Annotated in this window: 12 protein-coding genes; 2 read left to right on the forward strand and 10 right to left on the reverse strand. The window is 45.5% G+C overall.

Annotated features, from left to right (window positions below):
• Positions 1–65 precede the first annotated feature (65 nt).
• The 6 genes from D6855_RS09965 to D6855_RS09995 form a co-directional block, all read right to left on the reverse strand.
• Positions 66–350: a hypothetical protein gene (locus D6855_RS09965; protein WP_120740572.1), complete on the reverse strand. Its 285-nt coding sequence runs from the start codon at positions 348–350 to the stop codon at positions 66–68.
• A complete protein-coding gene (locus D6855_RS09970; RefSeq protein WP_120740574.1) occupies positions 343–684 on the reverse strand; it encodes a hypothetical protein in 342 nt (113 codons plus the stop codon). The genes D6855_RS09965 and D6855_RS09970 overlap by 8 nt, the downstream gene beginning before the upstream one ends.
• Before the next feature lie 366 nt (positions 685–1,050).
• Complete coding sequence (locus D6855_RS09980) at positions 1,051–1,785, reverse strand: nucleoside/nucleotide kinase family protein (protein ID WP_120740578.1); 735 nt, start codon at positions 1,783–1,785, stop codon at positions 1,051–1,053.
• A 4-nt stretch (positions 1,786–1,789) separates the two neighbouring features.
• Entirely contained in the window at positions 1,790–2,233 is a 444-nt protein-coding gene (locus D6855_RS09985) for an aconitase X swivel domain-containing protein (protein ID WP_120740580.1), read from the reverse strand.
• A gap of 2 nt (positions 2,234–2,235) precedes the next feature.
• Entirely contained in the window at positions 2,236–3,513 is a 1,278-nt protein-coding gene (locus D6855_RS09990) for an aconitase X (RefSeq protein ID WP_120740582.1), read from the reverse strand.
• Positions 3,514–3,534: 21 nt separating this feature from the next.
• Positions 3,535–4,362 (reverse strand): putative ABC transporter permease, encoded by an 828-nt coding sequence (locus D6855_RS09995; protein WP_120740584.1) that lies wholly within the window; start codon positions 4,360–4,362, stop codon positions 3,535–3,537.
• Between the two features lie 123 nt (positions 4,363–4,485).
• On the opposite strand from D6855_RS09995, the gene D6855_RS10000 reads away from it, so the two are divergent.
• Complete coding sequence (locus D6855_RS10000) at positions 4,486–5,970, forward strand: carboxypeptidase M32 (protein WP_120740586.1); 1,485 nt, start codon at positions 4,486–4,488, stop codon at positions 5,968–5,970.
• 33 nt (positions 5,971–6,003) lie between these two features.
• Here D6855_RS10000 and D6855_RS10005 read toward each other — a convergent pair whose 3' ends face one another.
• The 3 genes from D6855_RS10005 to D6855_RS10015 are packed head-to-tail and all read right to left on the reverse strand — an operon-like array spanning position 6,004 to position 8,847.
• Positions 6,004–7,611: a TolB family protein gene (locus D6855_RS10005; protein ID WP_120740588.1), complete on the reverse strand. Its 1,608-nt coding sequence runs from the start codon at positions 7,609–7,611 to the stop codon at positions 6,004–6,006.
• A gap of 21 nt (positions 7,612–7,632) precedes the next feature.
• A complete protein-coding gene (locus D6855_RS10010) occupies positions 7,633–8,292 on the reverse strand; it encodes a hypothetical protein (RefSeq protein ID WP_120740590.1) in 660 nt (219 codons plus the stop codon).
• 12 nt (positions 8,293–8,304) lie between these two features.
• The gene (locus D6855_RS10015) at positions 8,305–8,847 is read right to left on the reverse strand and encodes a biotin transporter BioY (protein WP_243111859.1); all 543 of its coding nucleotides are present in this window, start codon (positions 8,845–8,847) and stop codon (positions 8,305–8,307) included.
• Between the two features lie 138 nt (positions 8,848–8,985).
• On the opposite strand from D6855_RS10015, the gene D6855_RS10020 reads away from it, so the two are divergent.
• Positions 8,986–10,905 (forward strand): RsiV family protein, encoded by a 1,920-nt coding sequence (locus D6855_RS10020; RefSeq protein WP_120740594.1) that lies wholly within the window; start codon positions 8,986–8,988, stop codon positions 10,903–10,905.
• Positions 10,906–10,907: 2 nt separating this feature from the next.
• On the opposite strand, the gene D6855_RS10025 is transcribed toward D6855_RS10020, so the two are convergent.
• On the reverse strand, positions 10,908–12,611 hold the full coding sequence (locus D6855_RS10025) for a putative bifunctional diguanylate cyclase/phosphodiesterase (RefSeq protein ID WP_120740596.1): 1,704 nt from the start codon (positions 12,609–12,611) through the stop codon (positions 10,908–10,910).
• Positions 12,612–12,618: the final 7 nt, after the last annotated feature.

Consider the following 12,618-nt stretch of genomic DNA (forward strand, 5'->3'; position numbering starts at 1 on the left):
CCACTTTCTGAAAATAATTAGAAGCAAGTATAATTGACAGACAACTTGCTGTCAACAACTTTATGTCAAATAGCAATTCTCCAGGAACATCTGTCGGAATTAAAGTACAGACGAACTGTTCTGTACATCTCAAGGATAAGTACCCTGCATTCAAAAACCATATCTCTGCTACATACTGTTACGCCATCAGGCGTCGTATAGCAGTCCTTGCGCATGATCTGCCGATAGCCCTTGATGGTGTATGCCTCATACACACCATCCTCATTCATGAGCCTGAAGCGCATGGGGATCACGCTCCCATCCGCCTTGTGCTCACATATAACATCAACCTTATCAACAACCTTACTCATGGCACCACATCCTGTCCATATCCTGATAGTAGGTACCTGCGTTGACTGCCCTGTCATCTATGTAGACGTCACAGGTGATCTTGCGACTGTTGTTACCATATTTCTCAGTGATCTCTGGCAGGTTGTCGTTTATGGCGTCAAATTCAAGACCATTACCTGTGCACCACTCAACAGCATTATCCAGAGCCTCTCCTGCCCTGCAGGTCCACAGTATCAGCTTGTCTCCCAATAGCCGTCTGTTTTTGAGGTAATCTATAAGATTGTAATTGGCAGGCCCCACTTCTGGCCACTCACCATAGCTAAGCGTTCCATCAAAATCAACCGCAAATATCATATGCAAGCCCTCTCTTTCATCCCAGTCCTTAGAAGCTTCCGCGGCAAAAACCAAACGTTTGTTTGTCTTTATTATACGAACGTCTGTTCTAATTTTCAACTACAAGATATGGGCACAAAAAAATAATCCGGACACATTTTATTGTGCCCGGAAGCCTGTTAAGAACAATGTTCGAAATTGTGATAAAATATATGTGATGAGAACCGAAGCAGAGATCAGAGAGAAACTAAATAGCGAGATTAGGGCCTTTCTAACCTGCCCAAAATTCGCCGTAGATGAGCACGCCCACAACATCTATGCCCTGGCCTGGGCCCTTGGCATGTCTGATGATGAGGTGAGCCGGCTCATGCAGGAAGCTGAAAAGAATTAGACATGATACTGATCGTCGTCCTCTAAAACCAGCGTAAGATCTGCCTTCTTGGACTTTTCAAGGCACAGTTTAACGTTGGCCATATCGCTGTAATCAACAAATCTGGTGGCAACTTCTAAGGAGTTGCCACTTTTTTCTTTTCTGTCTATGAGACGGGTCCTGAGCTTATCCTCATCTGCCTTAATAAAGATAGTGTAATCCGCAAGCCTTGATAAATCTCTCCAACCATCCTCATCAAGAAGAAGGTAGTTGCCTTCAAGGAGCACAATATCCTTATTTACAGTCACTGCATCCTCTACCGGATTGTGTAGATGCCTGTCGTATCCTGGCCACCCCACCTGAGTTTTTTCAAGAACATCTGTTATTCTATTCCTTAAAAGCTCAAGGTCAAAGGTCACGGGAGCGCCTTTAATTTCAACCATCAGGATCTCTTTTCCATCCCTTATTGTGGTGTGGCTTGTGAGGTACTCCTGCCTTCTGTGGAATCCGTCCATTCCGATAGCCTGGACATCAGCAAATTCCTCATGTTCCTCGGAGAGCTTTTGAAGGAAACTGCAAAGAGTGCTCTTTCCAGCCCCTGGAGGCGCAGCAAGAAACACAAGGAGCCGGCCTTTCTTTTCCCGCTGCATGCGGGTGAGCCTTTCAAGTAGCGGCAAAAACAGCTCTTTTACCGAATCCTCGCTATATCTGGCATTTACATCAATGCCGTTCATGTTTACTTGATATTCCATAGGCTTAATCTTCGATTTCTACGATGCCGTCGTCCTTGACGTTGATCTTCATGCCTGTCTTGACGTACTCAAGGAACTCTTCCCCAAGGCTGTCAATTGTTGGCATCTTGGCGTCTGTCCATATATCTGACAAAAGAACTCCTGCAGCCCCGATAGAATCAATAGGATTGGCAAATAACATGCACGCAGGCTGTCTTCCGTAGTCCGCAGCTGTAAACAGGATCATTCCGCCAGTTGTGGAGCCGATGGTCTGTGGAAGGCAAAGAGCCACTCCAGCCATGGGCTTTTTGTAGATATCCGGATTGTTCTGGTCTGAGCAGGTAGCTTTTTTGTCCCCTGTCAGAAAGCTTGTCTGATAACTTGCAAGTGTATTAAAACCGCCGTGGGAAACCAGTGCTGTAGCGCTGCACTGTCCGGGAATAACGACTCTTCCTTTAAACTCTTTCATGTTCAATTCCTCCCCTGTCCTGTGATCATGGATAAGATCTTGTCGTCCTCATAGAAGCGGCAAGATGTGTAAGTCCTTAGCTTGTTGGAGTTGGTAATTATTGGAACCGAGTGTACCAGCGGATTGTCGCAGTACATAAGTGGGCAGATGTAGCTAAGTGTCAGCTTGATCTCTTCTGCCATGCTCTCTTCTCTTGTTCCCTTAATTGCCTCAAGCACTCCAGGTGCTGCTGTAAGGACAGTGGGCACTGTGGTTGTCTTTCTGCCTGCAGCCTTAACGCCTTCATAGATGTCATCGATCCATCCGATAAGCTCGTTCTTGGACAGATGTGGGCATCCGATAAAGCACATCTTTGGCTTGGCATCAGCGTTTTTCCAGATGATCGGATAGCTGTCTATTACACGCTGGATCTCAGCGTCGTCGATAACATAGGTCCTGGCGTTATCTGCGATAAGGCTCTCTCCAAGCTCAGCAGCTTCAGGTGTCAGCTTATCGATATGATAAAGGCCTACAGCACCGTTTGATGCTGTGGCAGCGCCAAAGTTCTTAAGGTAGTCGCATACGCTTGGTGTAAGCTCTGTTCCAAGGTACTCTGAAAGGCCGTATACGTATGGAACATCCTCCATTACCTTCATTCCAATAGCGGAGCCCAGAACCTGTGCTGGAGGGAGCTTAGTTGTCTTAACTTCTACCTTCCATGTAGCCTTTCTTCCCTCGTCAGTAAGAAGGCCAAACTTTGGAACACATCCAAGGATGGATCCAAAGAGCTCGATGATTCCTGAGTTTCTGTTGCACCTTGCGCCAAGAACTGAGTTGGCGTAAACAACAGCAGATGACTCTGCCCAGCTTAAGATATCGCCCTTCTTTGGTCTGTTTCCCTGCTCGTCAAAGTAGCAGGCGCAGGAGAACCCGTCCTTGCTCTTTAATCCAAGCTTTGAAAGCTGTTTCTCGTATCTTCCCTGCTCTGAATACATGAACTTGTAAAATACAAGGTCCTGTATAGGGCCTGAAGGCACGTTTTTATCCAGTGGCCTTGGATCCATGGTGAACTTCTGCTTAGAGACTACTCCCGCCTCAATAAGCTCGTCCATAAGCTTGTACACGGGATCGATAACCTTAAGTCCAAAGCTGGTTACCAGATGTCCGTACTCCCCAGTGACTTCTGCCATTTCCTCGGCGCCAAAGAGCTCGCCATAGCGAACCAGCGTCTCCATGATCTTGGCATAGGTCTTCCCCTTTTTTCCGTCAAGAATTTCCTGTTGCTCTGTTGTAAGCCTCATCCTGTCTTCTCCTCCTAAACATTACTTCTTGTTGTTTCTTAGCTCCCTTACCTTATCTTTTAGTGAACTTACTAAAATATTTTTATTCTTAAACTCTGCTGGAAGCTCTGCCTTTGGCATGAACTTCTCAATTCCAAGCAGGATTCTCTTCTGGTTAAGTGAAAGCCTCTCAGCATAGGCCTTTGCCAGCTGTTCATGGCGTTCCTCAGCAAGCTCTTTTCCCTCAGCGATCTTCTGTTCAATAACCATAGGCGCTGAAGCAACCTTCTCGTATCTTGCCTGTGCCTTCTGGTTGAACTCCTCGTGCATCTGCTTAACGTCCTTAAGAAGTGCAGAGAGACTTGCCTCTGTAAGGGCGTAATCAGCACCAAATATAGCCGCAAGGACGATTGCCAGAATCTCGTAAACTGTTGGGCTGACAATTGTGTGAACGTTCTCTACAGCCGGGATAAGGAACTTAACTACCGCTACTCCCGCAAGGCCAAAGGCGATGCTGACCGGGACACAGATCCTTCCCTGAATGTTTAGTGGCATCTCGCTGTAATCCCACCATCTTGCATTAAAGCGCTTCTCAAGTATCCATGAGGTTCCAAATTCCGCGATGGCACTTCCTATGTAGGACAGAATAAATATTCCCCAGATAGGGAAATCTGGTGACTTCAGGACATCAACTGATGAGAATACCGCGGAAGCCACAACCACGCAGGAGCCATAAATTGGGCAAATAGGGCCAAAAAGAAATCCTCTGTCCGCCCACTTTTTCTCCTTGGCTGAGCAGTATATTGACTCCCATACCCATCCTAAAAAGCTGTAAAAGATGAACTCTACAAAGTACTGTGCAACGACCATCTTAAATAGTCTCCTTAATCTCTTTTCTGTTTTTCGAACCTTTCCATCCATTATAACAGAAATCCGCATATTTAGGCGCATTCATGTTATACTTATGCAAGATTAACTGACAGGAGAGCCAAAATGACATTATTAGAACAATACAAAGATAAACAGAAAAAGATCAGCTACCTTGGCCACGCAGCATCACTGATGAACTGGGACAAGGAGACAACAACCCCTGAGGGCGGCATGGAGAAGCTTGCTGAAGCCCTCAACTACTTCCAGACTGAGATCTTCAAGCTTTCAACCAGCGACGAGGCCTTTGACCTTGTTTGCAAGCTGGCTGAACCAGAAGAGTTCGACAAGCTGGACGATGTAATGAAATTCGACATTACCCGCAACAAGAGGGATCTTGAGAAGATGAGAAGACTTCCTCAGGAAGTTTTTGAGGAGTACGTCAAGGCCGTTACCAAATCCAGCATCGTATGGCCTTCAGCCAAGAGAGCGAGCGACTTTTCCAAGTTTGAAAAAGAGCTCGGCGCAACAATCGAGGCTGTTAAGAAGTATCAGAGCTACGTAAACCCTGACAAAAAGCCTTATGACGCCCTTATCGACCAGTTCGAAGAGGGAATGACTCAGGAGACAATTGACCGCGTATTTGGCGATCTGAGAAAAGAGCTTGTTCCTCTGGTTGAAGAGGTTACAAGCCGCCCAGAGCCTGACCACAGCAAGTTTGCCTTCAAGGTTCCAGCACACGTTCAGGACAAGGTCTGCAGATTCCTTGTTGAATACATGGGCATGGACATGACAAGGATCGCTTTTGGCGAGACTGAGCATCCTTTCACAACCAGCATGAATCTGGATGATGTGAGGATCACCAACCACTACAAAGAAGATAACTTCATAGAGCCTATTTTCTCCGCAATCCACGAGGGAGGCCACGCTATCTTTTGCCAGAACGTAGACCACAAGTACGAGGGAACTGAAGGCGGAGTCATTAACTACATGGGCCTTCACGAGAGCCAGTCAAGGTTCTTTGAGAACATCCTTGGCCGCAACATCAACTTCTGGAAGCCCATCTGGCCTAAGATGGTTGAGATGATCCCAGAGCTTGCCAACGTAACTTTAGAGGACTTCTACAAAGAGATCAACTTCGTGCAAAAGAGCTATATCAGAACTGAAGCGGACGAGCTGACATATTGTCTTCACGTTATCTTAAGATATGAGATCGAGCGTGAGATCTTCAAGGGAAATGTAGAGGTTAAGGACCTTCCTGCTGTTTGGAACAAGAAGATGGAAGAGCTTCTTGGCATCACTCCAAGAAATGACTCTGAGGGCGTCCTTCAGGATATGCACTGGTCTGACGGAAGCTTTGGCTACTTCCCTTCATACCTTCTTGGCAGCATCTACGACGGAATGCTCCTTGAGGCTGTTGAAAGAGATCTTGGTAGCGTAGATGATATCCTTGCTGCCGGTGATATCAGGAAGATCACCAAGTGGCTTAACGAAAACATCCACCAGTATGGCTCCACAAGAATCTCCAGCGAAGTTCTTAAAGAAGTTTGCGGCAAGGAACTTACCGCCGAGCCACTTATCAAGTACTTCAAGAAAAAATATTCTGCATAAAACAAGCGCCTCGCGAAGCGAGGCGCTTTAATTTTATTCAAGATCCAGTATCATATCATTTATCAAAACATGCAATTTACCATCAGTATCAGCAAAAACCATAGCCTGATCGCCGTAGTTCCTGAAATCAAAGTGATCACAGCTGTCACAGACAACGGTTTTCTCCTTAAAGCGCCTGTCTGCGCAGTATAGGGTGTTCTGGCTGATGTAATACCATTTTTCAGTGCACTGGTCCCATTTGACCATCGTGTTGGCACTATAAGTGGTTTCTGCTATGAAAACCGGCTTCTTGCCTTCATGGTAGTAATACAGGTTGTAAATGTCATCATTCTTCTCGTTCTTTTCCATGGCGATAAAGACGCATTCTGAGAAGTCATCGCTTGTAAATATCTGCTTGATCTTGCCATTTTCCCAGGTGAAAAAGTCTTCTCTTACGGCTTTGCCGTCCAGGATCCTAACCTTTTTAGCCTCGCCCTCTGTGAGATAAACGCTTACCGGACCATCTGAAGTGAAGGTCTCATGGGAATTAGCACCCTCGTTTCTAAGAAGTACCTCGGAAGGGATAGCATCTCCCTGAAGGCAGTAGGTCTTTTCCCCGGTGGTGACCATGCTGACGTCTGAAAAGCAGTCCGTATCGAGGATATATATAGGCTCAAAGACCATCTGTCTGTTAACACCTGCGCTTACGCCAAAGAACTCTAAATCTCGTAGCATCCCAAAAATAGACAGATTCTCGGCCTTTGCCATGCCAGGCCTGAAATAGCTGATATTCTTGGAGGTCGAAACAAAGGCCTGCTTGCAATCCCTTGTAAACTGCGCTCCCCTTAAGTAGCCGGAAGCAATCTTTTTCTCAACACCGTCATCGCTGCAGTAGAATCCGTCTCTGGTCTTGTCGTTGGAAAGCTCGTAGTAAACCACTTTTCCGTCATCGGAAACAGCTGTTGGTGTGTAGTATCCGCTGCTACTTGAGCTTACAGCATGGGTCTTCACATTAATTCCCCCGACGTAAACCAGTGCGTTCGTGCCGGAAAAAGAGTAGTAGCTCACTGTCTGTCCATTTGGAGAAATGCAGGGGTTAAAGCCCGACCTTGCCAGAACTGTCTCTTCTCCGGTTTTGACCTCATAGAGCCTGAGCTCTGCGCCGCTGTTGTAGGCGATATATCCGCCTTCGTAGTTTATGCAGGAATCGCTGCACTCATCAGAAACCAGCGTGTATTCAAGGTCTCCGTTGATGCAGTAGCACTTTCCGTTTATGTTAAATACAGCTTCGCTTCTGTCTGCGTTAAAAGAGATATACAGACCGTAGCCGTCTTTCTCGTAAAAGTCAGTCAGCACCTTCCCCTGGTCGTTATAGATATAGCCATAGGACTCATAGATTCTTGGCCCGTCGTAGTTTCTGGTTCCCTGCTTTTTGTAAACATATGGAGGACCCTCAAAGGTTTCCTTAACCTTGGATAAGTCTATTCCGCAGTAGTCTTTTGCCTTATCCTCTACAAGCTGCCCTACTTCCCTGAACTGGTCATCTACGTCCTTGTTAAAGTAAGTCACCATCTTGTATCCAGCGTAGATAGAGCCGGTGAAAAGAGCTGCCAGCGCAACCACTAGAACTATCCCTACGCCCAGATTTCTTTTATTCTTCATATCAATTTCCTATTACAATCTTTACCAGTCTGAATCCCAGTCTGTGTAGCCGGAATCCCAGTTGTCAGAACTCCATCCAGAATCGTAGTTATAGTCGTAGCTACTGCTATAGCCCGAATGGCGGTCATAGCTGCTGTAGCTTCCACCACCGCCGCCTCCTGCAAATCCAAATAGGAGGGATAAGATGATGGCGATGATTCCAATTAAAACTCCGAGAGGACTCTTTTCCCCGGAATCTCCGCTTCCACCTGAGTATCCAGAAGAATCGGAGATGCTGTCAAAGCCAGATCTTACCGGATAATCATTGATGTTGAAGCTCTTGATGCTGCTGTAAGCATCGTTCTGCTCATACTTGTTCCTCTCACGCTCTGCCATATCTGCAGCATAGCTGAGTTTCTGGTTGGCAATCTCTGCCTGAAGGCGGTCGTAGAGCTCAACTACTGCGAACTCCTCGTCCTTACCCCTGTAGCGGACAGCTCTTGTGCCGTCTGCCTTGTTCTTGTAAACTACGAACTCACCCGTAGCCTCATCTTTGTAGATTCCAAAGGCCTTGGGCCCCTTGTAGTCAAATCCAACAAAAAACCTGGTTTTGCTGGAAGTAAAGCCATTCCTCTCGCAGTAGTCCTGGAGCTCTGCAATGGTCTTTGGAATTCCACCCTCTGAGTAGTCATGTACACTCATGGTTTTACCCCCTTAGTTCTCGATTCTAATAACCCTTCTAAGCCTTGATCCAAGCACCACAGCAAGGGCAAGCTTGGCAAGGTCTGGAACGATAAATGGGAATACGCACCAGCCAAGGGCTGTCATAAGGCTGATTGGGCCTGACTGCCTTGTGTAAACCACCATAAACCAGCCTGTTCCAAAGGCGTAGCAGACAAGAAGTCCCGCGATAAGAGTGATGATCCTTATAGGAAGCATATTTCCGATAAGAGCCTCGCTCATCCAGTAAAGAAGGCCAATAAAGATAAAGCCTAAGATATATCCACCAGTAAGACCAAGGACGCTTCCAAGTCCGCCGGAAAATCCTGCAAGAACTGGAACTCCAACTGATGCAAGTAAAATGTATGTAAGTATAGCTAAAGTGCCGCGTCTTCCGCCCACCAGCTCAAGAACGATAAATACTGCAAAAGTCTGAAGTGTAAATGGCACCACAGTTGGAATACTGATCCATGAGCAGATGGCCATAAGTGCTGTGCAGATCGCAATATATGCCAGATCAACTGTTTTAAATTTCATTTGTCCCCTTGTTTTCATATCCTTTTCTCCCCGTCTATAAATAAAGCCTTTTGCATTATAGCACCTATCGTTTGAAAAATCCCCATTCAAAACTTATAATTCTTCTATCACTTATGAGTGGAAAAAAAGGAGATTATTATGAAAAAGAAACTAGTATGTCTGACACTGTCAGCTGTCATGGCACTTTCCATGGCTGGCTGCGGTCTTTTCGGGGTAAAGAATGAACTTCCCCCTGACATGAACGAGCCTAAACAGGAAGAACCTGCAGCATCTGCAGAAGATAGCATAGAAGAAATAAAAGAGGAAGCTACAAGTGAGCTCGCTCCATTTACCAACGAGGGGCTTATTCTCGTAACCCCTGAAAGATACAGCACAGAGTCTTTATACGTCTTTAAAGCAGACGGCTCTTTAGTGGATCAGTTCGATATTGAGGCTATAACAAAAGAGCTTATGGAGAACGGAGATGCCCAGAGCTACACCTATCAGGCTTACGGCGATGGCATACTCTTTTTCACAGGCTACAAATACGAAGATGGCGAAAACTACTATGATCTCGTGGCTTACGACACCTCCAGCAAAGAGATAACAGATGTTATTTATTGGGGAACAGACAATTTCTACGACATAGAAGTATACGATGGCAAGCTGAACCTGTCTGTTTATCACGAATTCAACAACTGGTCTGTGAAGTGCTTTGAGAAGGACGAGAACGCCCTCGCTTTCAAGGAAGCTACCCCAAAATACTCAGATATCTACCAGCAGATCGGCAATTACAACATCAGCTACATCGAGAGAAACTGCTGCTTGGACCACTACCTTGATAAGAACGGAGCTATAGTTGCCCGCCTCGATGACTCTTTTTACCTGATAAAGACAGACGGTTCTATCAAGGAAAACACCTTCGTTAAGACCAACATGTCCAGCATGTATGGCGACGACAAATACGCTTTATTTCACGAATTTGATGACAGCTACGAAACTATAGGCCTTTTTGCCATGAACCTGGAAAACGGCGAAAAAACTCAGATCGCAGGAAAAGATGCTACCGTGATTGCCTTCGAGGATGGAGTTTTATACTACATCGACAGAGAGAAGCTTGAGTTTGAGGTATATAACGACAAGATCACCAGCTACAACGCTGCTACCGGAGAGACAACAGTTCTTTTTGAGAAAAAGACAATTCCAGGTACGGAAATGTACTCAGCAATAGCTACAGGCTTTACCCTTGGCGAGGGAAAAGCTTTTTATACCGACTTTAAGGACGGCAAAGTGGAAATCCTTTATGCTGATGTTGTAGATGGAAAGTTTGAAAACGAGCAGGAAACAGGCTTATTTGTTCAGACGTTCTCAGCCTACGAGTATGGAACAGCGGAATACAAGACAATCGCTTCCTACTGCGAAAACTGCGGAATCCCGCTTACAGAGGCTTATGCTGAGATCTTTACACTTGATCCAAAGTACTCAGATAAGGCAGCTGAGATAAATAGCGCTATCAGGGAAGCATCAGAAGCGTTCCTTAGTAACTACGCAGAACAGCCTGAGAGCTGGCTTGGAGATTATGGTGGTGACTGCGAGGATCATAAGGCTTACCCTCAGCAGTACGATATGACCGACTCAAGTATGATAGACGAAGTGGGAATCATTGAAGACCGCTATCTCTTTATCAACAAGAGCGGATACTGGTATGGCGGAGGCGCCCACGGAATGCCTTCAAGAGACCAGATGCTCTTTGACCTTACAACCGGTCAGGAGCTTAAGCTTTCTGACTTCTACAAGGGATCAGAGGAAGATTATAAGACTCTTGTAGCAACCAAGACCAGGGAAGACTACGAGAGTTATGGCACAGAAAAGGGCGCTTCTCCGTATTTCGCGGATAACGCCCAGGATGTATATGATCAGGCCTATGAAACAGTACATCTCGACATGAATATGTACTTTGAACAAGATGGTATCATCTACTACTTCTACCCATATGATATGGGCTCCTACGCAGACGGCTTCAGAGATATCTTTATCTCTTACAAGGATCTGCTTGGAAGAGATACACTTTCTGAGTAAGCTTACTCAGTTATAGGCTTAAATGGGTTTGTCTTGATAATGTCGGTTGCTGCCTTATAATCTACAGGCCTGCTGTAATAGTAGCCTTGCGCATAGTTGCAGCCCATATCAACAAGTGCTTTACCCTGTTCTTTAGTTTCAACACCTTCAGCTATAGTCTGCATGTCCAACTTCTGAGCGATGGTTATAACGCTCTCAATGAGGACTGCAGACTTTTTATCTTCTGTGATCATGTCTACAAAGGACTTGTCCAGCTTGATCACATCTGCATCTATGTTGTGAAGGAGCGACAACGACGAATAGCCTGTTCCAAAATCGTCGATGGAGATGAAAAGGCCATGCTCCTTGAGGTTTTTAACAAACTGTATCAGTCTGTCATACTCAATATCCTTGGTACTTTCTGTGATCTCTATCTCAACATCATCAGCACCAAGTCCGTTATCCTCTAAAATCTTGAGGATCTTGTTCTCAATCTTTGGCACAAAAAGGTTCTTTCTTGAGAAGTTACTGGAAATTCTTGGGGGATTATACCCCATGTCTTTCCATCTTCTGATAGCTCTGCAGGTCTCATCAAAGATTGTAAGATCCAGGTCAGGAATAAGACCTTCTCTGTCCAGAATAGGGATGAACTGGTCAGGGAAAATAAAATGCCCGTCGTGGAACCATCTACAAAGTGCCTCGAATCCCACAAGCTTACCTGTGGTCATATCAACCTTAGGCTGGAAGAATGGCTCAAACTCGTGGTTCTTAACAGCTGCAGGAAAAGCAGCTATGATGTCTCTTCCCTGCATTATCATCTTTTTAAGGTCGTCGCCGTAAAAAACAACGTCCTGCTTAAGCCTGCTTCTTCCTATACCGCAGGCCACATTGGCATCGTTAAGTCTCTCCTGGAAGTTTTTATTCTCATCATCAGCAAGGCTTGAAACACCGATCCAGGTGGTGATATCAAACTGGTTGTTAGGTGCAGTCTTAAGCTTTGAAATAGTTACAGAAGACACCTTTTTAAGGAACTTCTTAAGGTTTTCTTTGTGGACATATACGATGAAATTGTCGCCTCCTAGACGGCATACACATTCATCATCTTCCACCATCTGTAAAAGCTTCCTGGAATACTGGATTATAGCTTCATCTCCACTGTTTCCACCTGCCACCTCATTGACATACTTAAAGTTCCTCAGATTCATCCTGAGAAGGATAAGATCCTGCGGGCGGTAGGTCTGCAACATTTTGTGGTATTTCTTTTTAAAATAAACTATGTTGGGAATTCCAGTAAGAACGTCAGATGATTCTGCGTGGTCCAGCATCCTTCGCATATTCTGCCTGCTGGCAAGGATATAGACCATATCTGCGCAGAAATCGTAAATAGAGATATCAAGATCTTCCTCCTTGATACCCTCTTCAAACTCTATATAGGCATGAACATACTCATAGCCATCGAAATAATACTTGTACTGCTTAGTCAGACCGCCTTTTTTGCCGGAATCGTACAGGATAAGCTGTTTGTCGACTTCCTTTGTTCCAAGCACAAGCTCACCAGTCCTGTGGTTGCGATACCTGTCTTCGCCGCCCAGGTCCATGTCGTAATACATTTTTACAACATGAAGCTTATCACAGATGGATTTATAAAGATCCTCGGTGATATTATCCATTGCCGCAGCGCGGAAAATTGCCTTTATATCTTCGGTAAGCTGCTTGTTTAAATCCATAAGAAAT

It is taken from the genome of Butyrivibrio sp. CB08 (assembly GCF_003625485.1).
Taxonomy (GTDB): domain Bacteria; phylum Bacillota; class Clostridia; order Lachnospirales; family Lachnospiraceae; genus Butyrivibrio.